Source organism: Terrabacter terrigena (genome assembly GCF_042676085.1).
Classification (GTDB): Bacteria; Actinomycetota; Actinomycetes; order Actinomycetales; family Dermatophilaceae; genus Terrabacter; species Terrabacter terrigena.
In genome coordinates this window covers 709,669-734,628 of the sequence record NZ_JBHTKH010000001.1, presented here as the reverse complement: position 1 = coordinate 734,628, position 24,960 = coordinate 709,669, and the positions used below count along the sequence as shown (strand labels likewise).

Sequence of the window (24,960 nt, the reverse complement as noted above, 5' to 3'; positions counted from 1 at the left end):
ATCCGTGATCCTGCACCTGCGCGCCGCCGTCGAGCAGCTGTATGCCGCCCCGCCGGCCCGCTTCACACCGTTGCGTTCCGAGCTGGTGGCCGAGGCGAAGAAGGCAGGCGACAAGGACCTCGCCGCGGCGATCGGCGCGCTTCGCAAGCCGACGGTGGCGGCGTGGGCCGTCAACCACTTCGTGCGCGAGCACGCCGACGAGCTCGAGGACTTCCGTGCGTTCGCCGACCTGCTCCGCGAGGCGCAGCGCACCCTCGACGCTGACCAGCTGCGACTCCTCGGTCGCGAGCGCTCGCGGCGGGTCGACGCGCTCGCCGACCGGGTCGCGGAGGAGTCGGCGCAGGCGGGGCAGAAGCTCGGCGCCGGGGTGGCCCAGGAGGTGCGCGACACCCTCACCGCCCTGATCGCCGACGAGGACGCCGAGGCCTCGGTGCTCACCGGCTCGCTCGTGCGCTCACTCAGCTACTCGGGCTTCGGGTCCGTCGACGTCGAGGACGTCGTCGCCCTCGGGGGCGACGACGGTGGAGCCGGCCGCCCGTCGCTGTCGGTCGTCCGTGGCGGCGCCGGCGCGAAGGACGACGAGGCCGACGACGAGGGAGATGCCGTCGACCTCGAGGAGCGCCGCCGGGCCAAGCGGGCCGCCGAGCGCGCTCGCCTCCAGTCGGCGCTCGAGACGGCGCGCTCGGAGCTGCGGACGGCCGACCGGCAGGTCGCCGTCCTCACCGCCCGGCACGAGGAGGTGACCGAGGGCATCGCCGACCTCGAGCGGCGTCTCGCCACGGCCCGCGCCCGGCTCGAGAAGGTCACCGGCGAGCTCGACGAGGCCACCGGCACACGCGATCGGCGCGAGAAGGACGAGGAGGCCGCGCAGCAGGCCCTCGCCGACCACGACGCCGACGGTTGACCGCGTACGCGGGCGGTGCGCCTTGGCGTCAGGGCGCCGAGGGCGTGCTCAGCTGCCACGCGGACGCGTCGGCGGTGCGGAAGCGCTCCTCGGCGTAGGGCGCGAGCGACTGTGCGTGGGGCATCGTGTTCTCGAGGTAGACCCAGCGGACGCCGAGGTCCCACAGCGCCTTCTGGTCGGCCACGTCGGGAGTGCGGGTGAACCGGTCGTTGAGCCGGAGGATGTCGGGCTTCCAGTAGTCGACCGTGATCGAGTCACGGCCGTGCGGTGCCACGCGCGTGGCCTCGGGGGTGGCCGTCCACCCCTCGACGAGGGCCTGCCGCTCGCTAAAGGCCGTGACGATCCAGCGCCGGCTGTCGCAGCCGCCGAAGGGCTGGCGCGGGACCGTGCAGTGGCGGTTGGTCATGACGAGGTCGTCGACGCCCGAGTGGTCGCGGATGTAGCGTGCGACGTCGATCTGGCCCTGCGACACGGCGTTGGGCGACCTCAGGGTGACGGGTTTCGTCGGGACCGGCGTGAGCGCTCCCTTGAGGGCGAGCACGCCCGTGGTCGACCCGGCGACGAGCAGGGAGGCCGCGACGGAGGCGAGCACGACGACCCCGGCGCCGGGCCGACGTGGGTTCTCGCGTGGCCGCCGCCGCGTCGACAGCCACGCAGCCACGACGCCGATCACCGCGACTGCCGCGAGGCACCCTGCGGCGAGCCACACCGTCTCCCAGGCCTGCGAGTAGGCGCGCGGGCGCAGGTGGCCGGCCACCAGCGTCGGCACGGCGTACGTGGCGAGGCCGCCGACGATGCCCGCCGCGGCCACCAGGCCCACGGCTCGAGCACCCTGGGACCGGGCGAGCCGTTGCAGGCCGAGCACCGAACCGAGCGCCGCCAGGGGGATCGCCGTCAGGTAGAAGTAGCCCTGGCTGCGCCCGGGGTGCGAGAAGAGGGCGACGGCGCACGCCGCGGCGAACGTCGACCCGATCAGCACCCAGGTGAGCGGGTCGCGGCGGGTGTCCTCGTGGAAGGGCAGCACGAACGTCAGGGCGGCCCTCGACATGCCACTCACGACGCCGAGGGTGACCGCGAGCCAGACCAGCTGGACCGAAGGCACCTGCGTCAGCAGACCGGCGAGCAGGCTCTGCTTGGCGGCGTCGGTCGCCCCGAGCTTCAGGCCGGCGCTCGAGCCGTGGAAGACGACGATGAGGGCGAACACGAGACCGGCCCCGACGACGAGCAGGTCGACGAGGGTCGGCACGAGCAGGCGCCGGTTCCAGAGCGCCATCGCGGCCACCGCCACGGCCAGTCCCGCGACGACGAGGGGAGCCGTCGAGCCCTTCGTGCCCGCGGACACGACGGCGAGCAGGGGCACGAGCACCCAGGCGCCGCGGAGCATCTCACCTCTCCAGCGGAGGGCGAGCACGGTGACGAGCAGCAGCAGGGTGGGAGCGCCGAGGGCCAGCGTCGGTGACAACGGCGTGAGGGGGAAGGCGAGGTCCGGCACCTCGAACGCGTTGAAGCGCCCCCCGAACATCGTCACCAGCGCGGCCGCGGCGCCGACCCAGGACCGGCCGCCCAGCCGCAAGCCGGCGACGGCCACGGCGAGCACGACCGCCATCGGCATCAGCGCGGGCATGACGCGCGTCAGGACCGCATCCAGCTCGACCCCCGAGGCGGCGGACACCTGGGCGAGCCACGCGTGCGTGAACCAGTGGTAGCCGAGGTCCTCGCCGGCCACCGTCGGCCACGAGACGGGTCCTCGGGTGAGGAGCTCGGAGGCGAGCGCCTGGTGAAGGTAGGTGTCGATGTGCGGCGCCGTGGGCCCGGCGTAGGCGACCCTGTTGCTCACCGTGTAGTCGAGGAACTGGGGGACCGCGGCGAGGGACACGACGGCGGTCACCGGCGCGAACCACCACGCCACCGGCTGCCACCTGGCCTCGAGGATGCGGCGCCTGGGGGTGCGGAGGCCGACGAGGAGCAGCACGAGGGCCACGGGTAGCGCTGCGGCCAGCCAGCGCTGGTGGGTCAGTCCGGCCACGATCTGCACCGGCACCGCCAGCGCCGACCCGATCGCGAATCCGGCCGCGAGATCCTCGAGCAGCCAGCCCGCGCGGGGCCGCAGGGACCGCCACACGAGCACGCCGGGAAGCACCTGGGTCACGAGCAGCGCCGCAAGGCTCGCAGCGGCGTCGCCGACGGTCAGGCCCGTCCGCACGGCCAGCCCCACGTAGACGAGGACACCGAGGGCCACGACGGCAGCGGACACCGGGTTCGCGACCCGGCTCGCTGCGTGCTCGTCGTCAGCCACTGGCCCTGTCCTCACTGTCGTCGCCGTCACCTGCCCGTCGCCCGTGCCGGTAGCGCGGGTGTCCGCCGTGGATCGATCCGACCTCGGTCCTGTTAGTGTCCATGAGCGACCTGTCGTCGTGCTGGACGACTCCCGAGTCGCGTGGTCCGAGGTGTCCCCGTAGTCGACCCCCCGAGAGACGAAAGATGGACGACCCCCACAACGGTCCTCAGCCGGCCGGCGTCTACGAGCCGGGCTACTTCGAGACGCGCCTCGCGCCGAACCCCAACCGTGTGAAGGTCTGGCGTCACGTCTGCAACTACCTGGCCCGGTACGTCGCGCCCGACGCCGACGTGCTCGAGCTCGGCGCCGGCTGGTGCGACTTCGCCAACCAGGTCGAGGCCGGGCACGTCGTGGCCATGGACCTCGACGCGACGGTGGCTCGCGCGGCAGCCGCGCACGTCCGGGCCGAGGTCGGCGACTGCACCGACCTCGCGCGCTTCGCCGACGACTCCTTCGACGTCGTCTTCGCCAGCAACCTGCTCGAGCACCTCGACCGCGACCAGTCCGGGCGGCTGCTGGCCGGCGCGGCGCGGGTGCTGCGCCCCGGCGGCCGCCTCATCCTCATGCAGCCCAACTTCCGGCTCGACCCGGGCCGCTACTTCGACGACTTCACCCACGTCTCCGTCTACACCGACCAGTCGCTCAGCGACTACCTGACCTCGTTGGGCTGGCACATCGAGGTCCGGCAGGCCCGGTTCCTGCCGCTCACGCTGAAGTCGCGCGCAGCGGGCCTCGCGTTCCTCGTGCCCCTCTACCTGCGCTCGCCGATCAAGCCGATGGCGGGGCAGATGCTCGTCGTCGCCCGACCCGGTGGGTGAGGGCTCATGTGGCGTGACAAGACCCTCGGCGTCGTGCTGCCGACCTACAACGAGAAGGACAGCATCGCCGAGTGCATCCGGCGGTTCGAGGCGGTCCCCGAGGTCGACAGGGTCATCGTCGTCAACAACAACGCGGCTCCCGGCACCTCCGAGGAGGTGGCGACCACCGGAGCCGTCGAGGTCTTCGAGACGAGGCAGGGCTACGGCGCGGCGATCCAGCGGGGCCTGCGCGAGGCAGGCACCGACCTCGTCGCCGTCTGCGAGCCCGACGGCACGTTCGACCCCGAGGACCTGCGCAAGCTGCTCGCCTTCCTGCCCGACTGCGACCTCGTCATCGGCTCGCGCACCGTCTCGAACTTCATCTGGGACGGCGCCAACATGGGCTGGTTCCTGCAGTGGGGCAACTGGCTCGTCGCCAAGCTCATCGAGGTCCTCTACAACACCTCCTACCTCAGCGACGTGGGCTGCACCTTCCGCGTCATGACGGCCGAACGCGCCGACGACATCCTGCGCCGCTCCACGCTGGCCGGTTCGGCGTACGGCCTCGAGATGCTGCTGATCGCGGTCATCACCCGGGTGCGCATGGTCCAGGTGCCCGTGAACTACCACCCCCGCGTGGGGGTGTCGTCCGTGACCGGTGAGCTGGGCAAGACGATCTCGCTCGGCCTCGAGATGGTCCGCCTGACCGTCCGTATGCGGCTGCGCGCCCGGCGCATCCGCCGCGGGCCCTGAGCCCGGTCAGCCCGGGCCGTCCCGGCGCCACACGTCAGGGCCGCGTCTCCCGCGAGACGTCCGGCGCCGCCTCGTCCGTCGACACAGGCGGCGGCGTACGGCTGAACACGTGACGGCGGTAGGCCCAGAAGCGGAACGTGAGCGCGAGGCCGAGCCCGATGACGTTGGCGGAGATGTTGTCGGCGAGGGGCGAGGTGAACCGCAGCAGGTAGTGCGAGACCCACAGGCACGACATGGCGATGAGCGTGCCGATGCCGGCGACGACCGCGAAGAGGAGGAACTCGTGGTAGGCCTTGTCCCGCCGCGAGTTCCGGAAGGTCCAGTAGCGGTTGCCGAGCCAGGCGACCACCGTCGCCAGCACGCCCGAGACCACCTTCGCCGTGAGGGGGTACGCGTGCAGCGGCCCCTCGCCGCCGGCGTACCGGAGCAGGTTGAACCCGCCGACGTCGGCGACGAACCCGAAGGCTCCGACGAGCGAGAAGCGGACGACCTGGCGCAGGACGCCTGGCTGTTCCGGCGGGGGCGGGTTCGTGGTCACGGGGTGGCTCTCCGGCTCGTGGCGCGACACCGTCACGCTACCAGCGCCGCGGTCCGGTGCCCGATTTCGTATCAACGGCCGCGACCGTGTAGTCTCGCCGTCGCACAGCAGGTCGACCCGGGCCCGTCCTCGTGACGGTTTCCACGACGTCGGCCGTGCCCCAATAGCTCAGTCGGCAGAGCGTTTCCATGGTAAGGAAAAGGTCTAGGGTTCGATTCCCTATTGGGGCTCTGGTCAGCCGGTCCCGGCCTCTCGCAGCATCGCGGCAGGTCCGGGCACGGCAGCCCATGGCGGGGTAGCTCAGCTGGTTAGAGCGCACGACTCATAATCGTGAGGTCGCGGGATCGAGCCCCGCTCCCGCTACCACTTCCGCGCGCACCGGCGTCGATTTCTCCAATCGCCGGGGTGTCGCGTAACCTAGGACGTCGCGCCTGCGTGTCACCCGGGAGCCCGGAACGCGTGACGCGCCGCGCGACACCCGTCGCAAGACGACAGAAAACCCTCGTACGTTCCCGAAAGAGCAGGTTGCCGTGGCCAGCAAGAGCACCGACGTCCGTCCCAAGATCACGATGGCGTGCGTGGACTGCAAGGACCGCAACTACATCACGAAGAAGAACCGTCGGAACAACCCCGACCGTCTCGCGATGAACAAGTTCTGCCCGAAGTGCGGCAAGCACACGGAGCACCGCGAGACCCGCTGAGCCCAGCGCTCGACGTCCACGCTCCCTCGGCCACCGGCCGGGGGAGCGTCGTCGTTCCCGGGTTCGACCAACGCGCCGGGACGCCCCGAGCCGCTGACGCCGCCGCTCGATAGGGTGCCCGTATGCCGGTGAACGCAGACTTCCAGGGCCGTGCCTATCCGCCCACCGAGACCTACCGGGTCAGTGCCGCCAAGATCCGCGAGTTCGCCGAAGCCGTCGGCTCGGCCGACCCGGTCCACGTCGACGCCGAGGTCGCCCGCGCCCGCGGCTACGCCGACGTCATCGCGCCGCCGACCTTCGCCGTGCTCATCGCCCAGCAGTGCGACGCCCAGCTGATCCGCGACCCCGAGGCCGGCATCGACTTCTCCCGGGTGGTCCACGGCGAGCAGCGCTTCACCCACCACCGCCCGCTCACGGCCGGCGACGCGATCGTCGGCACCCTGCACGTCGACGCGGTGCGCGAGGCCGGTGGCCACGCCATGGTCACCACCCGCACCGAGCTCGCCACCGAGGCGGGCGAGGCGGTCTGCACCGCGACGTCGACCATCGTCATCCGAGGAGGCGAGTGATGAGCACCCGGCCCACTCCTGTCCGCGCGTTCGCCGACGTCGCCGTCGGCGACACGCTGCCGCCGCTGACCGTGCACGTCGACCGCCCCCGCCTCGTCCAGTACGCCGGGGCGTCCCTGGACCGCAACCGGATCCACTGGGACGAGCCGTTCGCGAAGAAGGTCGGCCTGCCCGACGTCATCGCCCACGGCATGTTCACGATGGGCTCGGCCGTCACGCTCGTCACCGACTGGGTGGGCGACGCCGGCCGCGTCGTCGAGTACGGCGTGCGCTTCACCCGACCCGTCGTGGTGCCCTACGAGACGGGCGCCGACATCGAGGTCTCCGGCGTGGTCAAGAAGGCCGACCCCGAGACGAGGCAGGTCACGGTCGAGCTGACCGCCACCGCGGCCGGCGAGAAGGTCCTGGGCCGCGCCCTGGCCGTCGCCCGGCTCGACTGAACGGTCGGGTCCACCGCGTGCGCGAAGACCATGGGGTCCCGCTCTCGACGCTGACGACGATGCGCGTCGGCGGCCCGGCAGCCCGGCTCGTCACCGTCGAGACCACCGACGAGCTCGTCGACGCCGTCCGCGAGGTCGACGACGCCGACGAGCCGCTGCTCGTGCTGTCGGGCGGCTCGAACCTCGTCGTGTCCGACGACGGCTTCCCCGGCACGGTCGTGCACGTCGCGACGAGCGGCGTCACACGCGAGTCGGCCGACGCCTGCGGCGGCGCCCTGGTGCGGGTCGCGGCCGGCGAGGTGTGGGACGACGTCGTCGAGCGGGCCGTGTCGGAGGGCTGGGCGGGCGTCGAGGCCCTCAGCGGCATCCCCGGCCGCACCGGTGCCACCCCCATCCAGAACGTCGGCGCCTACGGCCAGGACGTCTCGCAGACCGTCGCGCAGGTGCGCACGTGGGACCGCAGGGAGCAGACCGTCCGCACCTTCATGAACGCGGACTGCGCGTTCACCTACCGTCACTCGCTCTTCAAGGGCAACGCCCGCTACGTCGTCCTCGACGTGCTCTTCCAGTTCGAGCTGGCCGACCTCAGCCGCCCGGTCGCGTATGCGGCCCTGGCGAAGGGCCTCGACGTCCCGCTGGGCACGCGGGTCCCCCTCGAGGACGCCCGGGAGGCCGTGCTGCAGCAGCGCCGGTCGCGCGGGATGGTGCTCGACGACTCCGACCCCGACACGTGGTCGTGCGGGTCGTTCTTCACCAACCCGATCCTCGGCCGACACCAGTTCGACGACCTCGTCGAGCGGGTGGGGGAGCGGCTCGGGTGGGACGGGCCGACGCCTCCGCGGTTCGCCGAGCCCGACGGTCGGGTCAAGACGAGCGCCGCCTGGCTCATCGAGCACGCGGGCTTCGGCAAGGGGTTCGGCCTGCCCGCCCCGGCGGCCCTGTCGACCAAGCACACCCTCGCGGTCACCAACCGCGGCGGTGCGAGCGCAGGCGACGTGCTGGCGCTCGCCCGTCAGGTGCGCGACGGCGTCCGCGCCGCCTTCGGCGTCACGCTCGTGAACGAGCCGGTGCTGCTCGGCGAGACCCTCTGAGTCGGCCGCAGCGCCGCAACCCGAAAGGCCCCGGGTCCCAGAGGGGCCGGAGCCTTCCCCTCGACGAGGGTCGCGCGGGCTACTTCGTCAGGACGACGCCGAAGGTCTTCGCCGGCAGCTTCTTGCCGGTCGTGCTGACCTGGTAGGCCGGGCGGTTGAACCCGAGACGAAGGGCGCTCGTCGTGCCGCGGTCGACCTTGAAGAACACCCAGCCGGCGCTCGTCTGCGAGCGCTTGGCCGGCTTGAGCACCGTGGCGCCCCACCGCTTGGTGAACTCGGAGGTGGGCACGACGGTCTGGGCGGGGTTCGTCGCCACCAGAGAGAGCATGGAGGGGTCGATCGAGGCGGAGTAGCGGGTGCCCGCCTTCAAGGTCACCCACACACCGACGATCTCGAACTGGCGGGCCCCGACCGGCTGGCCGGAGGGCCACGAGAGGTTGCGCACGATGCGCCGGGCCGTGATCGTGTGCCCGAGCTCGGGGTCCTTGAGCGTGGACGTGATCGCCTTCGTCACCATCTTGTCGACGGGGGCCTGCGCGCTGGTCGTGCTGGGGCTGGGCGTCGCCGTCGTCGCCTCAGACGTCTCCGCCGGGCTCGTGGAGGCCGTGCTGGCCGCCGCCGGCGCGGTCGGGTCGGCAGTCACCGGGGACTCGCCGCTGCAGGCCGCCAGCGCGACGACAGGGGCGACGAGGCCGACGACGGCGAGGCGTCGGATGCGGGCACCGGAGGCGGTCGATGGGCGGGCGAGGGCTGCGGCAGAAGTCTTCATCTCGCGAACAGCATGACCGGGCGCACCGACCCTGAGCAAACTCGGTGCACGGGCGTGGACGGTGGGCCACCGCGACGCGTGGGGCGTTTTGTCCGGGTGTGCCCGGGTCGTCGGTGTGGCCCGAGTCACGCGGGACGTAGCGGTGCGACCGGCTCGGGGGGGCGCCCCCGGTCGCCCGCGCCGGGCTTCGCGAGCCCGGACCCGGGGCCGGCGAGCCACTCGTCCACCCCGGCGAGCGCGGCCGCGCGCAGCCGCCGCGGCATCCGGCTCCCCTCGAGGGAGCTGCGCGCCAGCCGGGCCAGGCCCTCGTCGTCGAAACCGAGGTCACGGGCGGCGGCATACTGTGCCGCCAGGCGGGACCCGAACAGCAGGGGGTCGTCGGCGCCGAGCGCGACGGGGATCCCGGAGTCGACGATGCGGCGCAGGGGCACCTCGGCGGGGTCGGAGTAGACGCCGAGGGCGACGTTGCTGCCGGGGCACACCTCCAGCGTGACACCGGCCTCCGCGACTGCGTCGAGCACCTGCGGGTCCTCCACGCTGCGCACACCGTGGCCGATGCGGTCGGGGTGGAGGTGCTCGAGCGTCTCCATCACCGACTGGGCGCCGAGCAGCTCGCCGCCGTGGGGCACGAGGGCCAGCCCGGCCCGCCGGGCGATGGCGAAGGCCGGGGCGAAGTCGGCCACGAGCCCGCGCCGCTCGTCGTTGGAGAGGCCGAACCCGACGACGTCACCGGGCTCGTCCCCGGCGTGGTGGGCGGCCAGCCTCGCGAGCGTGCGCGCCTCCAAGGGGTGCCGCATGCGGCTCGCGGCCACGACGACACCGACCCCGATGCGCCCGTCCGCCGACACCGCCCTGGCCTCGTCGAGGACGATCTCCAGGGCGGGCGTGATGCCGCCGACGAACGGCGCGTACGACGTCGGGTCGACCTGGATCTCGAGCCAGCGCGACCCTTCGGTCGCGTCGTCCTGCGCCGCCTCGCGCACGATGCGGCGCATGTCGGCCTCACTGCGCACGCACGAGCGGGCGGCGTCGTAGAGCCGCTGGAACCGGAACCAGCCCCGCTCGTCGGTGGCCCGCGCGAGCCTGGGAGGCCACCCGGTCACGAGCGCGTCGGGCAGCCGGATGCCGTGGCCCGCTGCGAGGTCACGCACCGTGTCGATGCGCATCGAGCCGGTGAAGTGCAGGTGCAGGTGGGCCTTGGGGAGGTCCTCCACCGCACGCGTCATGCGGGCCAGTGTGTCACCCGACGTCCAGGTCATCCGGGTCGCCTCCGCCGGCCACGCGGCCCAGGGGCGGGGGGCGGACGTCAGGCCCTCGTCGGCCTCGTCGGCCTCGTCAGCCCTCTTCGGGCTCGTCGGCGATCTCGTCGACGACGTGCATCGCTGCCTCCTCGGCCGACGCGCCGGCGCCGTCGACGCCGACGTCGCTGGCCCACGCCTGCTTCTCGTCGTCCTCGTGCGCGCCCTCGTCGTCGGCGACGAGGCGGCCGGCACGGGCGTCGCCCACCTCGTTGTCGCCGAGCCAGTCGTCCTCGGCGTCGATCGAGTCGGGGTCGTCGCCGCCGATCCGGTCGCCGTCGAGGCCGCTCTCGTTGTCGGGTCGACCGTAGGCGGAGCCCGGGTCGGGCTCCTCCTGCAGGATGCGCTCGTCGATCGTCTCGTCGATCGACTCCTCGTAGGCCGTCGTGCCGTGCGCGTTGACGCCCTGCGGCCGGTCGTTGGGGGAGTATCCGCGGTCGAGGACGTCGTCGAGCTCACCGTCCTCGAGGGTGTCCTCGGGCTGGAGCTGGTCCTCGTCGTCGACGCTGTAGGTGGTGAGGTCGTCGTCGATGTTCTCGTTGGGCTCGATCTGGCTCATCGGGAGGCTCCTTCGCTGGCGGGCTCGGTGGTCGACGCGTCGGCGACGTCGGCGTCGCCCCCGTCCCCTACCCCGGCGGAGCGGTCAGCGGTCACCTTCTCGGCGGCCGCGAGGGCGACGCACGTCGCGACGCCCGCCATGGCCGTGCGCACCTCGTCGAGCACCGGGAACGTCGGCGCGAGGCGGATGTTGCGGTCGCGCGGGTCGTGCCCGTGCGGGAAGGACGCGCCGGCCGGCGTGAGCGCGATGCCGGCCTCCTTGGCCAGGGCCACGACGCGCGAGGCGGTGCCGTCGAGCACGTCCAGGTTGACGAAGTAGCCACCCGTGGGGTGGCTCCACTCGGCGACCTCGAGCCCGTCGAGCCCCTCGGTGAGAGCCTCGTCGACGGCCGCGAACTTCGGCGCGATGATGTCGCGGTGCCCGCGCATGTGCGCCCGCACGCCCTCGGCGTCCTTGAAGAACTCGACGTGCCTCAGGTGGTTGACCTTGTCGGGCCCGATCGAGCTCATCGACAGGTGCTTGAGGTACCACTTCACGTTGGCCTCGCTGGCCGCGAGCACGGCGACGCCCGCGCCGGCGAAGGTGATCTTCGACGTCGAGGCGAACATGATCGGGCGGTTGGGGTGGCCGCTCGCCGCGGCGAGCGTGAGGATGTCGGCGCTCTTGGCCTCGACCTCGGTGAGGTGGTGGAAGGCGTACGCGTTGTCCCAGAAGATCGTGAAGTCGGGCGCGGCGGTGGGCATCGCCGCGAGACGGGCCGCGATCTCCTGCGAGACGACGGCACCCGACGGGTTGGCGTAGGTCGGGACGATCCAGATGCCCTTGATGCTCGGGTCGTCCTTGACGAGCGCCTCGACCGCGGCGATGTCGGGGCCGTCGTCGTGCATGTCGACGGTGACCATCTCGATGCCGAACGCCGCGAGCATCGAGAAGTGCCGGTCGTAGCCGGGCACCGGGCAGACGAACCGGACCGTGTCCTCCTGCGACCACGGCCGCGGGGAGTCGACGCCGCCGAAGAGCAGGAAGTCGACGATGGTGGAGTACATCATCGTGAGGCTGGAGTTGCCGCCCGCGACGACCTGCGACGGCTCGACCCAGAGCAGCTCGGCGAACATCTCGCGCAGCTCGGCGAGGCCCTCGAGGCCTCCGTAGTTGCGCACGTCGACGCCGGCGCGGTCCTTGGTCGTCGACGGCAGCGCGAGCAGCGCGTCCGAGAGGTCGAGCTGCGCTGCCGAGGGCTTGCCGCGCGTCAGGTCGAGCTTGAGCCCGCGCGCCCTCAGGGCCGCATAGGCTTCACGCTGCTCGGCGAGGAAGCCGGCCAGGTCGTCGTCGGACAGGGACGCGAGGGCGGTGTGCGGGTTCGTCACCCTCCCGATCCTGCCACTCGCGTGTGCTGCCGAGCAGCCCGGTCCGTATGCCGGGTGGTGCCGCGGACGGGGGGCCTGCCACGCGGACGGTGGCCGGCTGTCACTCGGTTCGCTTTGCGGTCCGATCGTCCCGTATGATCGACCCTCGGACGGCTTCGCTGGCCATGCTGACGCATGCCGTCCCGCCGCGACCACCCCACGGTCTCGGCGAAGGGCAATAGCTCAATTGGTAGAGCACTGGTCTCCAAAACCAGCGGTTGGGGGTTCGAGTCCCTCTTGCCCTGCGCATCCCAGTGATGTGGTCGTCGTGCAAGGCGGCACGCGGCTCCGGCCTCGGCGTGGACACCCCACGGCCCGGGCGCTGTCGCGGGCCAGTACCCAGGCAGAAAGAAGGAATCGTGACGGAGACGAGCGCCAAGCGCGGGTCCGGCCGGGCTGACAAGGCCCGTGGCGGCAACCCCGTGTCGCGGTTCCTCGGCGCGATCAGTCTCTTCGTCCGCCAGATCCTCGACGAGCTGCGCAAGGTCGTGCGGCCGACGGGCCCCGAGCTCGTGCGCTACACCACCGTGGTGGTCGTGTTCGTCGTGATCATGATGGCTCTCGTGTCGGGGCTCGACTTCGGTCTGAGCAAGCTGATCTCGTGGGCCCTCACCGGCGCGACGATCTGACGCACGGGCGTCTCGCCCGCGCCCCGGGATGTCACCGCCAGCCGCCACCGGCTGGTCCACGAGCAAGGAAGTAGGTCAGAGCGTGTCCGAGCAGTTCGCCCACGAGGGCGCCCCGAACGGCGAGAGCACCGGGACTGACGTCGTCGACCCCGCGGTTGAGTCCGACGAGCTCTCGGCCTCCGACGCCACCCCGGGTGCTGAGGACGCCGACGCCACCGAGGCCACCGACGAGCCCGGCGAGCCCGCCGAGCCCGCCGAGGGCGCCGCGGACCAGGCAGACGAGACCGACGACGCCGACGAGGTCTCCGGTGATGACGCCGCCGAGGACGACGCGCCTGCTGCCACCGGCAGCGGCGACCCGGTCGCGGACTTCAAGGCCGACCTGCGCAGCCGCTTCGGCGACTGGTTCGTCATCCACTCCTACGCCGGCTACGAGAACCGCGTGAAGGCGAACCTCGAGACGCGCATCCAGACCCTCAACATGGAGGACTTCATCTTCGAGATCGAGGTCCCCATGGAGGAGGTCACCGAGATCAAGAACGGCCAGAAGAAGCAGGTCCGCCGGGTCCGGATGCCCGGGTACGTCCTCGTGCGCATGGACCTCACCGACGAGAGCTGGGGCGCCGTGCGCCACACGCCGGGTGTGACCGGCTTCGTCGGCAACGCGCACCAGCCGGTGCCGCTGTCGATCGACGAGGTCTTCACGATGCTCGCCCCGACGTTCGAGGCCGCCGGCGCGGCCGACGGCACCGGTGCTGCCGCGAAGTCCAGCGCCCCCAAGGACGTCCGCGTCATCGACTTCGAGGTCGGCGAGTCCGTCACCGTCATGGAGGGGCCGTTCGAGACCCTTCCCGCCACGATCTCCGAGATCAACACCGACACGCAGAAGCTCAAGGTGCTCGTCTCGATCTTCGGCCGGGAGACCCCGGTCGAGCTCTCCTTCGCCCAGGTCGCCAAGATCTGAGCAGGGTCCCACCACGTTCGGTGCGGCATCCCGCACCGGCATGCAACCGGGTCATCGCCCACGGCGTCGGTCCACAACGAAGAAGGTAGGCAACCATGCCCCCCAAGAAGAAGGTCTCCGGCTTCATCAAGCTGCAGATCCAGGCCGGTCAGGCCACCCCCGCCCCGCCCGTCGGCCCGGCCCTCGGTCAGCACGGCGTCAACATCATGGAGTTCGTCAAGGCGTACAACGCCGCGACGGAGTCCCAGCGCGGCAACGTCATCCCGGTCGAGATCACGGTCTACGAGGACCGCTCGTTCACCTTCGTGACGAAGACCCCGCCGGCTGCCGAGCTGATCAAGAAGGCTGCGGGCGTCGCCAAGGGTTCCGGTGAGCCGCACAAGACCAAGGTCGCCAGGCTCTCGCGTGACCAGGTCCTCGAGATCGCCCGCCAGAAGATGGAAGACCTCAACGCCAACGACGAGGAGATGGCGGCGCGCATCATCGCCGGCACCGCTCGTTCGATGGGCATCGACACCGAGCTCTGAGCCCAGAGCCAGGCGTCACCCCGGCCGCACGGCATACGGACCGTATGCCGTCGGCCACGTGGGAGGACCAGCGCTGGTCCGCACCACGACTCCACGAAGAACACACAAGGAGCAGTTCCATGAAGCGCAGCAAGAACTACCGCGCAGCCGCCGAGCTCATCACGCCCGGCAAGGTCTACGCCCCGCTCGAGGCCGTCCGCGTCGCGAAGCAGACCGCCAAGGCCAAGTACGACGAGACCGTCGAGGTCGCCATGCGCCTCGGCGTCGACCCCCGCAAGGCCGACCAGGCCGTCCGCGGCACGGTCAACCTGCCGCACGGCACCGGCAAGACCGCCCGCGTGCTCGTCTTCGCGAACGGTGACAAGGCCGAGGCCGCCCGCGAGGCCGGCGCCGACCACGTCGGCTCCGACGACCTTCTCGAGAAGGTCCAGGGCGGCTGGCTCGACTTCGACGCCGTGGTCGCCACCCCCGACCTCATGGGCAAGGTCGGTCGTCTCGGCAAGGTGCTCGGCCCGCGTGGCCTCATGCCGAACCCGAAGACCGGCACCGTGACGATGGACGTCGCCAAGGCCGTCGCCGACATCAAGGGCGGCAAGATCGAGTTCCGCGTCGACAAGCACGCGAACCTCCACTTCATCATCGGCAAGGCGTCCTTCGACGAGGCCAAGCTCGTCGAGAACTACGCCGCCGCCCTCGAGGAGATCCTGCGTCTCAAGCCGTCCAGCTCCAAGGGCCGCTACATCGAGAAGGCCACCGTCTCCACGACGATGGGCCCGGGCATCCCGCTCGACTTCTCCAAGACGCGCAACCTCCTCGCGGAGGAGGACCAGGCCTGACCGCCTGACCCACGCAGTCGAGAGCCCGTCACCCCTTGGGGTGGCGGGCTCTCGCCGTTCCAGTGGCGGACTCGCGACGCCGGCAGTCGCTCGCCCTCTCCGATCGAGAGACACTCCGTCATGTCGGATCGGGAAGGTGCCTCGGCGCGAACTGCGGCGTTTGCGCGGGTACGGTCGAAAGATGAGTCGTCACAGCGAACGCACCACGACACGTTCCCGATGGGTCCTCGGCGCACTCGTCGTCGGGCTCCCTCTCTCCCTGCTCCCCGCCACGGCCGGAGCCCAGCCGACCGCGTCGCCGTCCGCAGCACCGGCGCCGCAGCGCGACCACAGCCGGCACGGCAACCCGACGCCGCTGCCCAAGGCACCGGTCATGGTCGGCTCCGGCGGGGCCGTCAGCTCGGTCGACCGCGACGCCTCGCAGGTCGGCATCGACGTGCTGGGCCGCGGCGGCAACGCTGCCGATGCCGCGGTCGCGACCGCCGCGGCCCTCGGCGTCACCGAGCCCTACAGCGCCGGCATCGGCGGTGGCGGCTTCCTCGTCTACTACGACGCCCGCAGCAAGAAGGTCTCGACCATCGACGGTCGCGAGACGGCTCCGGCGACGTTCGACGAGAAGACCTTCACCGACCCGGCGACGGGCAAGGCACTGGACTTCAACGCAGTGGTGAACTCGGGTCTGTCCGTGGGCGTGCCCGGCACGCCCGCGCTGTGGGCCAAGGCCCTGCGCGACCACGGCACCCTCTCGTTCAACGCCGCGCTCAAGCCGGCCGAACGGCTCGCGGCGAACGGCTTCGTCGTCGACCAGACCTTCCACGACCAGACCGCCCAGAACGCTGCGCGCTTCTCGAAGTTCCCGGAGACCGCGCGGGTCTTCCTGCGTGACGGGAAGGCCCCTGAGGTGGGCTCACGGTTCACCAACCCCGACATGGCCGGCGCCTACCGCACGCTGCGCACCCAAGGCGCCGACGTGCTCTACCGCGGTCGCCTCGGCGAGGCCATCGTCCGCGAGTCCAACGCGCCGCACACCGCCCCGGGCGTGTCCGTCATGGGCGGCCAGATGACGACGCGCGACCTCGCCGCCTACCGGGCGCTGACGAAGGCCCCGATCCACTCGCGGTACAAGGGCCTCGACGTCTACGGGATGCCGGTTCCGAGCTCGGGTGGCATCGCCGTCGCCGAGATCCTCAACCTCATGACGGCCTACGAGCAGCGCACGGGCATGGCGACGGGCGCCGTCGACGAGGTCCAGTACCTCCACCGCTTCTCCGAGGCGTCAGCGACGGCCTTCGCCGACCGCAACCGCTACGTGGGCGACGTTCCCGACGTCCCGGTTCGCGAGCTGACGAGCCGCGGTTTCGCCGGCGAGCGCTCCTGCCTCTTCGACCCGGCCACCGCACACGCGCGGCCGATCCCGTTCGGCTCACCCGACGGCTCCTACACCTCGTGCGCCCCGGGCTCCACCGCACAGAAGGAGCCGTACGAGGGCCAGTCGACGACCCACCTCACCGCGACCGACCGGTGGGGCAACGTGGCGTCCTACACCCTGACCATCGAGCAGACCGGCGGTTCGGGCATCACGGTGCCGGGCTACGGCTTCCTGCTCAACAACGAGCTGACCGACTTCAACTTCACGCCGCTCACTCCGGGTGTGCCCGACCCCAACCTGCCGGGCCCGGGCAAGCGTCCCCGCTCGTCGATGAGCCCGACCATCCTGCTGCAGGACGGCAAGCCGTTCCTCGCGGTCGGCTCGCCGGGGGGCGCCACCATCATCACGTCGGTGTCGCAGACGATCCTCGGCTACCTCGACCGCGACCTGCCGCTGGTCGAGGCCATCGCGGCGCCTCGCCTCAGCTCACGCAACGGCGGCTCCGAGGGCGCCGAGCCGGCGATCCTCGACGGCCCCACCGGCGCAGCCCTGACGGCCATGGGCCACAAGCTCGCGCCGGGCGGCACGCCGAACGAGATCGGTGCGGTCACGGCGATCCGCAGCCTGGGCGGCGGCGTGTTCGAGGCGGCCGCCGAGACGGTCCGGCGCGGCGGCGGCTCGGCGATGGTCGTCCACCCTCGCTGAGTCACCGGACCTGACGACGACCGAGGCCGCTCCCTCCCGGAGCGGCCTCGGTCGTGTCGTCACCGGACGTCCCTGGGCTGGAAGAAAGCCTCCGAAAAGGACATATCAGGGCCTTCGTCCCATAACGTGCCGCTCCTGCAGGTCGTTGTCCACGTACATCGGTCAGGGGATCGATGGCAGGGCATCGATGACAGGAGTACGCAAGATGAACAGGAAACTCACGGCGATCCTCGTCGGGGCGGCCATCTCGGGGATGGCCGCGCCGCTCACCGCGACACCGGCGACAGCGGCCTCGCCTCTGCTGGGAGCCTCGGCGTCCGCATACGGCAGCTACGTCGTCGTCGGGGGCGTCGTCCGCTCCGGTCCGACGGCTCTCGCCGGGATCAGCTGCACCACGTCGTTCGGCAAGTCTGCGGTCGCGTCCTCCGCCGCAGGCGACGTCCCGGCCGGCTCCGTGGGCGCGACCAGGACCAGTGCGACGACGTCGACGACCACGACCGGTCACTCGAGCCGGGGGTCGTCCACGACCTCGGGCGTGAACCTGCTCAAGGGTCTCGTGCACGCCGACAACGTGACCTCGACGAGCGCCGCCACGCGCAGTGTCGCGGGGGCGCTGGCCGGCTCGAACCAGTCCCAGTTCCTCGGGCTCAAGGTCGGCGGCCGCTCCCTCAACAGCGTGCCGGCACCGAACTCGGCAGTCACCCTGCGCACGTCGAGCGGGGCCGCGTTCGCGACCGTCTACCTCAACCAGCAGACCAAGTCGGTGGTCGGCAACGAGCTACGGGTCGCCACCACCGCCCTTCGGGTCGTCATCACCGGGTCGAACCCGCTCGGCCTGCCCGTCGGCTCTCGCATGGACGTCGGCGTCTCCCGTGCGACGCTCACCGGACCCGTGAGCGGGCTCGTCGGCGGGTTCGGGTACGCCACCTCTGCCAGCCATCCCGACGGCTCCGCGTCATCGAGTCGGACGGCGCTTGCCGGGGTGCCGTGCACCGGCGGCTCGGGTCAGGCGACGCTCGCGTCGGCCACCGTCCCCACCCTGGTGGCGACCGGCACGGCGACCACCGACGTGCTCTCCAAGGTCACCTCGACCCTGCGCAGCTCGTGGGCGAGGAACACCATCAACGCGCCACGAGTCCTCGGTGGCCTGATCAGCGTCGACTCGGTCGTCGCCGAGACCTCGGCCCGGCAGTCCAGCCCCGGCGCCGTCCCGGTCCTTGCCGATGCGTCCCGCTTCGTGGGGCTGCGCATCCCCGGCCTCCCGGCCATCTCCTCGTCGGTCCGGCCCAACACCGTGGTCACCGTCCCCGGGGTCGGCAAGGTGACGCTGCACAAGGTGGTGCGGACGTCGAAGTCCATCGAGGTGGTCATGATCGAGATCGTCACCGACCGCGTGCGGGGCAACCTCCCGACAGGCTCGGTGGTGCGCATCGGCTCATCCGTGACGTCGCTCCTCTGACCCCACGCCTCGAGCACGACCGGGCAGGCTGGTCGCGACGCCCGTCGCGACCAGCCGCCCGGCGGGCTGGTCGCGGGGGCTGGTCCCTCGCGCCGAGGGCGCTCAGGCGGGCTTGGGCGTGGGCCACGGCCAGGCGGTGCAGCCCTTGAGGCCGTAGGTCTGCTGCATCATCACGGGCGCCACCTTGCCCGTGCCGCCGCAGTACGCGTGGGCGTGGCCGATGCCGTGGCCGACCTCGTGGTTGACGAGGTAGGTGCGATAGCCGTCGACGTCGCTGCCGTATGCCGCAGCGCCGAGCACCCAACGTCGGAGGTTGAGCACGACACGCCCGGTGTTGTGGCAGCTCACCTGACCGCGGGTCTGGAGCGGTGCGCACAGCCTGTCGGTGGTGGTCGGGCTCGCGAGAGTGATCCGCAGGTCGACCTCGGCTCCCTTGGCGGCGGCGGCCGGCGGGACGTTGACGAACCGCACGCCGTCCTTGGCCTGCCAGCCGCGGGGGTCGGTGAGCACGGTGCCGACCACCGTGGCCAGCTGCTCGCCGGACACGTCGAGGCCGCCCTCGAGCTCGACCGTGTAGCGCACGGTGCGTCCGCTCGCCGGGGTCGGCCGGAGGGCCTTGGCCGGCATCGTGACGACGGAGAACCGCCCGGTTCCGGACTCGATGACGGCACCCTTCGCGTCCTTGCCGTCGTTCGCGGCGCCGGCGCTGCCGCCCGGGCCGCCCTTCGTCGCCGCGCCGGTCGTGCTGGTCGGGTCGGCAGCGGCGGCTGCACCAGGGGAGTCGACCTGTGACTCGGGCACCCGCTCGACCTGGTCGACGGCCACGGCCGGAGCCATGCCGGCCGTGAACCCGACCCGCTCGATCCTGAAGAGTCCGGACTGGGCCACCGGCTCTCGCGCCCCGGCGCCGGTCACCGACCAGACGTCGGCGGCGACGCAGAGCACGACGGCCAGACCGGCCCACGAGCGTCGACGGCGGATGGCCTGCCGATGCCCGAAGGTCGGGCCGCGCTCCACGCTGCCTCGCATACGGGCCACGCTAGGTCACCTACCCGCGCAAAGCGAGCAGCGCACCCGTGACGCGCGGGCGGCGGGGCGGCCCGGCCCGATTTGGTCGGGGAGGGGGACTGCCCGTACTCTGGTGCACGACCAATGACCGCCGGTTGGAGGCGTGGGCAACCACGATCTCCCGAAGGTCCCGCACGATGCGGGCAGCCAGCGCAGGACACTCAGCCTCACGGCATACGTCGAGTATGCCGCCCCGAGCCCCGAGCGCCCTGCGCCGGGGCTCTTCTCGTGCAGGCCCTCCGGGGCCCCTTCGCCGGCGGCACCACGCAAGGGAAGGAGGCCCAGATGGCGAACGCCGAGAAGAGCGCAGCCATTGCCGAGATCACGGACAAGTTCCGTGAGTCCGGTGCGGCCGTTCTCACCGAGTACCGCGGCCTGACCGTGAAGCAGCTCTCGCAGCTGCGCAACTCGATCCGAGAGCACGCCACCTACGCCGTGGTCAAGAACACGCTCACGGAGCTCGCCGCGAAGGAGGCCGGTATCTCGGCCTTCGACGGCCACCTCCAGGGCCCGTCGGCCATCGCCTTCATCACCGGTGACCCGGTCGAGGCGGCCAAGGGTCTGCGTGACTTCGCCAAGGCACACCCCCTCCTCGTGATCAAGGCTGGCGTCCTCGACGGCAAGACCTTGTCCCCCGAGGAGATCACGAAGCTCGCGGACCTCGAGTCCCGCGAGGTTCTCCTGGCCAAGCTTGCGGGCGCCATGAAGGGCTCCCTCAACAAGGCCGCCTACCTCTTCGTCGCTCCTCTGTCGCAGACGGCCCGCGTGGTCGACGCCCTGCGCCAGAAGGTCGAGGCGCAGGGTCCCGCCACGCCGGCTGCCGCCGACGAGGCTCCCGCCACGGAGGCTCCGGCCGCCGAGGCAACCACCGACGTCGCCGAGGGTGGCGACGAGAGCTGACTGCGCGCCTGCGCACCAGCTCGCTTCAACAACACGCCACTCACGGCAATATCTAGGAAGGAAGCCACCATGGCGAAGCTCAGCACCGACGAGCTCCTTGACGCTTTCAAGGAGATGACCCTCATCGAGCTCTCGGAGTTCGTGAAGCAGTTCGAGGAGACCTTCGAGGTCACCGCTGCTGCCCCCGTTGCCGCCGCCCCCGCGGCTGCCGGTGGCGGCGCTGCCGCTGTCGAGGAGGAGGAGAAGGACTCGTTCGACGTCGTTCTCACTGCCGCTGGCGACAAGAAGATCCAGGTCATCAAGGAGGTCCGCGCGCTCACGAGCCTCGGCCTCAAGGAAGCCAAGGACCTCGTCGACGGCGCCCCCAAGCCCGTTCTCGAGGGTGTCGACAAGGCTGCGGCCGAGAAGGCCAAGGAGCAGCTCGAGGGCGCCGGCGCCTCCGTCGAGCTCAAGTGATCTGACCCGGCACTGCCGGGATCACTGCTCCACCGCGAAGGCGGGTCCGACCACTCGGTCGGACCCGCCTTCCGCATGTCGGCAGCCTGTCGCCGATCACCTCGACGCGCGCCGGCCCCACCTGTCAGCTGGCGTGGGCCAGGGCGTCCTTGAGAGCCGCGAGCACGAGGGCGACCCGGTCGGGGCGGGCGTTGTGGCCCATGAGGCCGATGCGCCAGACCGTCGAGGCGAACTCGCCCACGCCCGCGCCGATCTCGATGTCGTGCCTCTCGAGCAGGTAGCCGCGCACTGCTGCCGAGTCGACGCCGTCGGGCACCCGGACCGTCGTCAGCTCGGGCAGGCGCGACCCCTCTTGGGCGAAGAGCTCGAGCCCCATCTCCTCGAGGCCGTCCTGCAGCAGGCGACCGGCCTCGGCGTGGCGGTCCCAGACCTTCTCGAGGCCCTCGTCGGCGATGCGCCGCAGCCCGGCGTGGAGGCTCACGACCATCGCTGTCGGCGCGGTGTGGTGGTAGGTGCGCTTGCCCGCACCGGAGGCCTCGCCGACGTAGCCGCCGAGCAGCCCGAGGTCGAGGTACCACGACGACGGCTTCTCGACCCGGCGCCCGAAGGCGCGGTCGCTGATGGTGAAGGGGGCGAGACCGGGAGCGACGCCGAGGCACTTCTGGGTGCCCGCGTAGCCGATGTCGATGCCCCAGTCGTCGGCGCGCAGCTCGATGCCGCCGATGCTCGTGACGGCGTCGACGAGCAGCAGGGCGTCGCCCTTGACCGCGCCGAGAGCGGCGATGTCGGACCGGACGCCGGTGGAGGTCTCGGCGTGCACGGCGGCGATGATCTTCGGCGACGGGTGGGCGGCGGCCACGCGCTCGGCGTCGACCGGGGTGCCCCAGGCATGGTCGACCCGGACGACCTCGGCGCCGTGGCGGCCGGCGACGTCGACCATGCGCTCGCCGAAGAGACCGTTGACGGCGACAACGACGACGTCACCGGGGGAGACGGTGTTGACGAAGGCGGCCTCCATGCCGGCCGACCCCGTGGCAGAGAGCGGGAGCGTACGCCGGTTGGCCGTGCCCCAGACGTACCTGAGCAGGTCACAGGTCTCGTCCATGACGGCGAGGAAGTCAGGGTCGAGGTGGCCCAGCAGGGGCGCGGCGAGCGCGAGCGTGGCCTCCGGGTAGGGGTTGCAGGGCCCGGGACCGAAGAGGTGGCGCTCGGCGACGGGACGTGACGAGGTGGTGGGGGGTGTGGTCGTCATCAGAATGCGGCTCCGGGGTTGAGGATGCCCTGCGGGTCGAGGGCGTTCTTGATGCGGTGGGTGAGGGCCATGACGTCCGGGCCCAGCTGCTCTGGGAGGGCGGCGCGCTTGAGGCGGCCGACCCCGTGCTCTCCGGTGATCGTGCCGCCGAGGCTGATCGCGAGGCTCATCACCTCGGAGAACGCCTGTGCCGCACGCGCTTTGGCGTCCGGGTCTCCCGGCGGGTGGACGACGACCGGGTGCGTGTTTCCGTCGCCCGCGTGGGCGACCACCGGGATCTCGACCTCGCGGTGCCGTGCGATCGCCGCTATGCCGGTGAGCAGCTCGGGCAGCCGCGGCACGGGCACACCGACGTCCTCGAGCATGATCGCGCCGCGCCGCTCGATGGCGATGATCGCCGACCGTCGGGCGGCCACGAACATCTCGCCCTCCTCTGCGTCGGTCGTCGTGAAGCACTCACGGGCACCGCCGGCGGAGCAGACGCGCTCCATCTCGGCGATCTCCTCGCCACGGGCGCCCCCCGGGGCGTCGGACTGCGCGAGCAGCATGGCCCCGGCCGTGCGGTCGAGCCCCATGCTGCGGTGGTCCTCGACGGCGTTGATCGAGGCCTGGTCCATGAGCTCCATCATCGAGGCGCGCATCCGGTTGCCGATCGCGACGACCACCCGGGCGGCTGCCTCGACGTCGTCGAAGGTCGCCACGAGCGTCGCCGGTGGCGTCTGGGCCGGCACGAGCCGCAGCGTCGCGCGGGTCACGATGCCCAGGGTGCCCTCGCTGCCGACGAAGAGCTTGACGAGCGAGAGACCGGCGCTGTCCTTGACGCGCTGGCCGCCGAGGCGCACGAGCGTGCCGTCGGCGAGCACGACGTCGAGGCCGAGCACGTAGTCCATGGTGACCCCGTACTTCACGCAGCACAGGCCGCCCGCGTTGGTGGCGACGTTGCCGCCGATGGAGCAGATCTCGAAGGACGACGGGTCGGGCGGGTACCAGAGGCCGTGCTGGGCAGCCGCGCGTTTGACCTCGGCGTTGAGGGCGCCGGGCTCGACGACGGCCGTCCGGGTCGTGGGGTCTATCTCGAGCGCCCGCATGCGCTCGAGGCTCAGCACGATGCAGCCGTCGACCGCGTTGGCGCCGCCCGACAGTCCGCTGCCTGCACCACGCGGCACGACGGGTGTGCCGTGTGCCCCCGCCCAGCGCACCGTTGCCTGCACGTCCTCCGCCGAACCAGCCCTGACAACGGCGAGCGGCATACCTGCCCCGGCGTCGGCCGTGTAGTCGAAGCGGTAGGCGGCAAGGCTGTCGGGCTCGGTCAGCAGCGCACCGGGTGACAGGCTCTCGGCGAGGTCACCGAGGGCGGGAAGGTCCGGAGCGGCCCTGCTCACTGTCGTCACGGCACCACCGTAACCACGCCGGGACCGCCAGGGCCTGTCTACGTCCAGCCCTGCACGCGGTGCACGCATCGAGACCTCGGACGTGCTGCACCGGCGCCCCCGGTCCGGGTCCACGTCCCGGTAGGTTTGCCCGCATGGGATGGCTGTCGCGCACGTTCAGGTCCGGCGATGACACCACGGCCTCCGTGCCGGCGACGCTGCAAGCGACCCCCGCCGGCGCGCCGGGCCAGTCCGGACCTCCGGTCCCCGTCGCGCCCCAGCCGGTCCCCGACCACCCGCTCGGGGCTGCCGTGCCGTCCGAGGGGTCCTCGGGAACGTCGGGGCACTACGGCCCACTCGTGGCGGTCACGCACTTCGACACCGCCCCGCCCGAGCTCGAGTGGCAGCTGCCGCTCAACGGTGAGCTCTACCGCCTCATGCCGGGCTCCGACCGGCCCGACTACTCGCTCTTCGTCCTCGAGCGGCCGGTGCACTTCTACCCCGGCAACGGTTTCGACCTCGCACGGGTCGAGCGTGAGCAGCGGGTCGAGGACCGCAAGGGCCGTCCGATGGTGCGGGTCCACGCCCTGCTCCTGTGTGCCCGCTTCGTGGGCCAGCAGCTGCACCCGGGCATGAGAGACCTCGCCGTCAACCTCGCGTACGTCATCGACAACTCGCTGGCGCGTGACGCAGAGGTCGACTTCGGCAAGATCGAGTTCGCGGCCGTCGGCTTCCTGAGCGAGGGGCACGCGCCCCGCCCGGCAGCGGGCACCCCGACAGGGCGCCCAGAGCCGACGGGACGGTCGACCCCGACGCCGACGCCGACCCCGACCCGGACGCCGGATGCTGACACGGCCGCGCCGGCCCAACCCGGCCACACCCCCGACCCGGCTGAGCCGCACACGGCGGGGCACACCACCGTCGCCGCGGACGCACCCCAGGACGGCGGCGGCACGGACGCCGTGGGAGCCCTGCTCGACGAGTTCGCCGTGGTGCTGCGGCGGGGCATCGAGGCCCAGCGCGGCGAGCCCGTGAGGCGCCTGACGGCGGCGCTCACCGTCGACCCCGCCCACGGCCTCACCGGCCTCTCGGGCAACGCCGACGGCCAGGCGCCGGTGCCGACACCGGAGACCTTCGCCCGGCTGGGCGACGTGCTCGCGCGCCTCGGGGAGGCCGTGAGCGGTGGCTCGGCCGTCGCCGCTTTCACGGTGCGCGTCGACGGCGACAGGGTGACCCACGAGGTCACCGCGACCCACTGACCG

The 24,960-nt window shown here is 71.8% G+C and carries 25 protein-coding genes and 3 tRNA genes; 19 read left to right on the top strand and 9 right to left on the bottom strand.

Annotation, left to right across the window (positions count from 1 at the left end):
* Positions 1-4 precede the first annotated feature (4 nt).
* Entirely contained in the window at positions 5-904 is a 900-nt protein-coding gene (locus ACFQ2V_RS03435; protein ID WP_386050714.1) for a hypothetical protein, read from the top strand.
* Positions 905-932: 28 nt separating this feature from the next.
* Here the strand turns inward: ACFQ2V_RS03435 and ACFQ2V_RS03430 are convergent, their stop codons facing one another.
* Positions 933-3,200, bottom strand: coding sequence for a hypothetical protein (locus ACFQ2V_RS03430; protein ID WP_386050712.1), 2,268 nt, complete (start codon positions 3,198-3,200; stop codon positions 933-935).
* Between the two features lie 185 nt (positions 3,201-3,385).
* Between ACFQ2V_RS03430 and ACFQ2V_RS03425 the strand changes: the two genes are divergently transcribed.
* Together ACFQ2V_RS03425 and ACFQ2V_RS03420 are read left to right on the top strand one after the other, a co-directional pair.
* Entirely contained in the window at positions 3,386-4,060 is a 675-nt protein-coding gene (locus ACFQ2V_RS03425) for a class I SAM-dependent methyltransferase (protein WP_386050710.1), read from the top strand.
* A 6-nt stretch (positions 4,061-4,066) separates the two neighbouring features.
* On the top strand, positions 4,067-4,792 hold the full coding sequence (locus tag ACFQ2V_RS03420) for a glycosyltransferase family 2 protein (protein WP_386050708.1): 726 nt from the start codon (positions 4,067-4,069) through the stop codon (positions 4,790-4,792).
* Positions 4,793-4,826: 34 nt separating this feature from the next.
* Here ACFQ2V_RS03420 and ACFQ2V_RS03415 read toward each other — a convergent pair whose 3' ends face one another.
* Positions 4,827-5,330, bottom strand: coding sequence for a GtrA family protein (locus tag ACFQ2V_RS03415; protein ID WP_386050707.1), 504 nt, complete (start codon positions 5,328-5,330; stop codon positions 4,827-4,829).
* A 157-nt stretch (positions 5,331-5,487) separates the two neighbouring features.
* Here ACFQ2V_RS03415 and ACFQ2V_RS03410 point away from each other — a divergent pair.
* The 6 genes from ACFQ2V_RS03410 (at position 5,488) to ACFQ2V_RS03385 (ending at position 8,131) form a co-directional block, all read left to right on the top strand.
* Positions 5,488-5,560: transfer RNA gene (locus ACFQ2V_RS03410), tRNA-Thr, on the top strand.
* A gap of 59 nt (positions 5,561-5,619) precedes the next feature.
* Positions 5,620-5,696: transfer RNA gene (locus ACFQ2V_RS03405), tRNA-Met, on the top strand.
* A 164-nt stretch (positions 5,697-5,860) separates the two neighbouring features.
* A complete protein-coding gene (rpmG, locus tag ACFQ2V_RS03400) occupies positions 5,861-6,031 on the top strand; it encodes a 50S ribosomal protein L33 (RefSeq protein ID WP_034801502.1) in 171 nt (56 codons plus the stop codon).
* 122 nt (positions 6,032-6,153) lie between these two features.
* The gene (locus ACFQ2V_RS03395) at positions 6,154-6,600 is read left to right on the top strand and encodes an FAS1-like dehydratase domain-containing protein (RefSeq protein ID WP_386050705.1); all 447 of its coding nucleotides are present in this window, start codon (positions 6,154-6,156) and stop codon (positions 6,598-6,600) included.
* Entirely contained in the window at positions 6,600-7,040 is a 441-nt protein-coding gene (locus ACFQ2V_RS03390; RefSeq protein WP_386050703.1) for a MaoC/PaaZ C-terminal domain-containing protein, read from the top strand. Before ACFQ2V_RS03395 ends, ACFQ2V_RS03390 begins: the two co-directional genes overlap by 1 nt.
* 17 nt (positions 7,041-7,057) lie before the next feature.
* The gene (locus ACFQ2V_RS03385) at positions 7,058-8,131 is read left to right on the top strand and encodes a UDP-N-acetylmuramate dehydrogenase (protein WP_386050701.1); all 1,074 of its coding nucleotides are present in this window, start codon (positions 7,058-7,060) and stop codon (positions 8,129-8,131) included.
* A 79-nt stretch (positions 8,132-8,210) separates the two neighbouring features.
* On the opposite strand, the gene ACFQ2V_RS03380 is transcribed toward ACFQ2V_RS03385, so the two are convergent.
* The 4 genes from ACFQ2V_RS03380 to ACFQ2V_RS03365 form a co-directional block, all read right to left on the bottom strand.
* Positions 8,211-8,900: a hypothetical protein gene (locus ACFQ2V_RS03380; protein WP_386050700.1), complete on the bottom strand. Its 690-nt coding sequence runs from the start codon at positions 8,898-8,900 to the stop codon at positions 8,211-8,213.
* 125 nt (positions 8,901-9,025) lie between these two features.
* Entirely contained in the window at positions 9,026-10,126 is a 1,101-nt protein-coding gene (locus ACFQ2V_RS03375) for an adenosine deaminase (RefSeq protein ID WP_386050699.1), read from the bottom strand.
* Between the two features lie 109 nt (positions 10,127-10,235).
* Positions 10,236-10,757 (bottom strand): DUF5709 domain-containing protein, encoded by a 522-nt coding sequence (locus ACFQ2V_RS03370; protein WP_386050697.1) that lies wholly within the window; start codon positions 10,755-10,757, stop codon positions 10,236-10,238.
* Entirely contained in the window at positions 10,754-12,124 is a 1,371-nt protein-coding gene (locus tag ACFQ2V_RS03365; protein WP_386050695.1) for an aminotransferase class I/II-fold pyridoxal phosphate-dependent enzyme, read from the bottom strand. The genes ACFQ2V_RS03370 and ACFQ2V_RS03365 overlap by 4 nt, the downstream gene beginning before the upstream one ends.
* A 211-nt stretch (positions 12,125-12,335) precedes the next feature.
* Here ACFQ2V_RS03365 and ACFQ2V_RS03360 point away from each other — a divergent pair.
* The 7 genes from ACFQ2V_RS03360 (at position 12,336) to ACFQ2V_RS03330 (ending at position 18,652) form a co-directional block, all read left to right on the top strand.
* Positions 12,336-12,408 (top strand) — tRNA-Trp (locus ACFQ2V_RS03360).
* Between the two features lie 114 nt (positions 12,409-12,522).
* Complete coding sequence (gene secE / locus ACFQ2V_RS03355) at positions 12,523-12,792, top strand: preprotein translocase subunit SecE (protein ID WP_045191936.1); 270 nt, start codon at positions 12,523-12,525, stop codon at positions 12,790-12,792.
* Between the two features lie 82 nt (positions 12,793-12,874).
* Positions 12,875-13,756 (top strand): transcription termination/antitermination protein NusG, encoded by an 882-nt coding sequence (gene nusG, locus ACFQ2V_RS03350; protein WP_386050693.1) that lies wholly within the window; start codon positions 12,875-12,877, stop codon positions 13,754-13,756.
* 95 nt (positions 13,757-13,851) lie between these two features.
* Positions 13,852-14,283, top strand: a complete 432-nt coding sequence (rplK, locus tag ACFQ2V_RS03345) for a 50S ribosomal protein L11 (RefSeq protein ID WP_386050691.1) — start codon at positions 13,852-13,854, stop codon at positions 14,281-14,283.
* A 119-nt stretch (positions 14,284-14,402) separates the two neighbouring features.
* The gene (rplA, locus tag ACFQ2V_RS03340) at positions 14,403-15,119 is read left to right on the top strand and encodes a 50S ribosomal protein L1 (RefSeq protein WP_386050689.1); all 717 of its coding nucleotides are present in this window, start codon (positions 14,403-14,405) and stop codon (positions 15,117-15,119) included.
* Positions 15,120-15,300: 181 nt separating this feature from the next.
* The gene (gene ggt / locus ACFQ2V_RS03335) at positions 15,301-17,193 is read left to right on the top strand and encodes a gamma-glutamyltransferase (protein WP_386050687.1); all 1,893 of its coding nucleotides are present in this window, start codon (positions 15,301-15,303) and stop codon (positions 17,191-17,193) included.
* 205 nt (positions 17,194-17,398) lie between these two features.
* A complete protein-coding gene (locus tag ACFQ2V_RS03330) occupies positions 17,399-18,652 on the top strand; it encodes a choice-of-anchor P family protein (RefSeq protein ID WP_386050686.1) in 1,254 nt (417 codons plus the stop codon).
* A gap of 102 nt (positions 18,653-18,754) precedes the next feature.
* Here ACFQ2V_RS03330 and ACFQ2V_RS03325 read toward each other — a convergent pair whose 3' ends face one another.
* Positions 18,755-19,681, bottom strand: coding sequence for a DUF3152 domain-containing protein (locus ACFQ2V_RS03325; RefSeq protein WP_386050684.1), 927 nt, complete (start codon positions 19,679-19,681; stop codon positions 18,755-18,757).
* 324 nt (positions 19,682-20,005) lie between these two features.
* Here ACFQ2V_RS03325 and rplJ point away from each other — a divergent pair, with 324 nt between their 5' ends.
* Both rplJ and rplL read left to right on the top strand, forming a co-directional pair.
* Entirely contained in the window at positions 20,006-20,620 is a 615-nt protein-coding gene (rplJ, locus tag ACFQ2V_RS03320) for a 50S ribosomal protein L10 (protein WP_386050682.1), read from the top strand.
* 69 nt (positions 20,621-20,689) lie between these two features.
* Positions 20,690-21,076 carry a 50S ribosomal protein L7/L12 gene (rplL, locus tag ACFQ2V_RS03315; RefSeq protein ID WP_386050681.1) on the top strand — a complete coding sequence of 129 codons (387 nt, stop codon included), beginning with the start codon at positions 20,690-20,692 and terminating at the stop codon, positions 21,074-21,076.
* Between the two features lie 124 nt (positions 21,077-21,200).
* On the opposite strand, the gene ACFQ2V_RS03310 is transcribed toward rplL, so the two are convergent.
* Entirely contained in the window at positions 21,201-22,328 is a 1,128-nt protein-coding gene (locus ACFQ2V_RS03310) for a pyridoxal-phosphate-dependent aminotransferase family protein (RefSeq protein WP_386050679.1), read from the bottom strand.
* Positions 22,328-23,719, bottom strand: a complete 1,392-nt coding sequence (locus ACFQ2V_RS03305) for an FAD-binding oxidoreductase (protein ID WP_449343037.1) — start codon at positions 23,717-23,719, stop codon at positions 22,328-22,330. Before ACFQ2V_RS03305 ends, ACFQ2V_RS03310 begins: the two co-directional genes overlap by 1 nt.
* Positions 23,720-23,853: 134 nt before the next feature.
* Here ACFQ2V_RS03305 and ACFQ2V_RS03300 point away from each other — a divergent pair, with 134 nt between their 5' ends.
* Positions 23,854-24,957, top strand: a complete 1,104-nt coding sequence (locus ACFQ2V_RS03300; RefSeq protein ID WP_386050677.1) for a hypothetical protein — start codon at positions 23,854-23,856, stop codon at positions 24,955-24,957.
* Positions 24,958-24,960: the final 3 nt, after the last annotated feature.

Bases quoted from the DNA above. Each gene is read 5' to 3' on its own strand.
- ACFQ2V_RS03380 (WP_386050700.1), bottom strand. From the start codon at position 8,900: ATGAAGACTTCTGCCGCAGCCCTCGCCCGCCCATCGACCGCCTCCGGT.
- ACFQ2V_RS03325 (WP_386050684.1), bottom strand. From the start codon at position 19,681: ATGCGAGGCAGCGTGGAGCGCGGCCCGACCTTCGGGCATCGGCAGGCC.
- ACFQ2V_RS03425 (WP_386050710.1), top strand. From the start codon at position 3,386: ATGGACGACCCCCACAACGGTCCTCAGCCGGCCGGCGTCTACGAGCCG.
- ACFQ2V_RS03390 (WP_386050703.1), top strand. From the start codon at position 6,600: ATGAGCACCCGGCCCACTCCTGTCCGCGCGTTCGCCGACGTCGCCGTC.
- rplK (WP_386050691.1), top strand. From the start codon at position 13,852: ATGCCCCCCAAGAAGAAGGTCTCCGGCTTCATCAAGCTGCAGATCCAG.
- ACFQ2V_RS03395 (WP_386050705.1), top strand. From the start codon at position 6,154: ATGCCGGTGAACGCAGACTTCCAGGGCCGTGCCTATCCGCCCACCGAG.
- ACFQ2V_RS03310 (WP_386050679.1), bottom strand. From the start codon at position 22,328: ATGACGACCACACCCCCCACCACCTCGTCACGTCCCGTCGCCGAGCGC.
- ACFQ2V_RS03330 (WP_386050686.1), top strand. From the start codon at position 17,399: ATGAACAGGAAACTCACGGCGATCCTCGTCGGGGCGGCCATCTCGGGG.
- rplA (WP_386050689.1), top strand. From the start codon at position 14,403: ATGAAGCGCAGCAAGAACTACCGCGCAGCCGCCGAGCTCATCACGCCC.
- rplL (WP_386050681.1), top strand. From the start codon at position 20,690: ATGGCGAAGCTCAGCACCGACGAGCTCCTTGACGCTTTCAAGGAGATG.
- ggt (WP_386050687.1), top strand. From the start codon at position 15,301: ATGAGTCGTCACAGCGAACGCACCACGACACGTTCCCGATGGGTCCTC.
- ACFQ2V_RS03375 (WP_386050699.1), bottom strand. From the start codon at position 10,126: ATGACGCGTGCGGTGGAGGACCTCCCCAAGGCCCACCTGCACCTGCAC.
- ACFQ2V_RS03420 (WP_386050708.1), top strand. From the start codon at position 4,067: ATGTGGCGTGACAAGACCCTCGGCGTCGTGCTGCCGACCTACAACGAG.
- ACFQ2V_RS03300 (WP_386050677.1), top strand. From the start codon at position 23,854: ATGGGATGGCTGTCGCGCACGTTCAGGTCCGGCGATGACACCACGGCC.
- rplJ (WP_386050682.1), top strand. From the start codon at position 20,006: ATGGCGAACGCCGAGAAGAGCGCAGCCATTGCCGAGATCACGGACAAG.
- ACFQ2V_RS03370 (WP_386050697.1), bottom strand. From the start codon at position 10,757: ATGAGCCAGATCGAGCCCAACGAGAACATCGACGACGACCTCACCACC.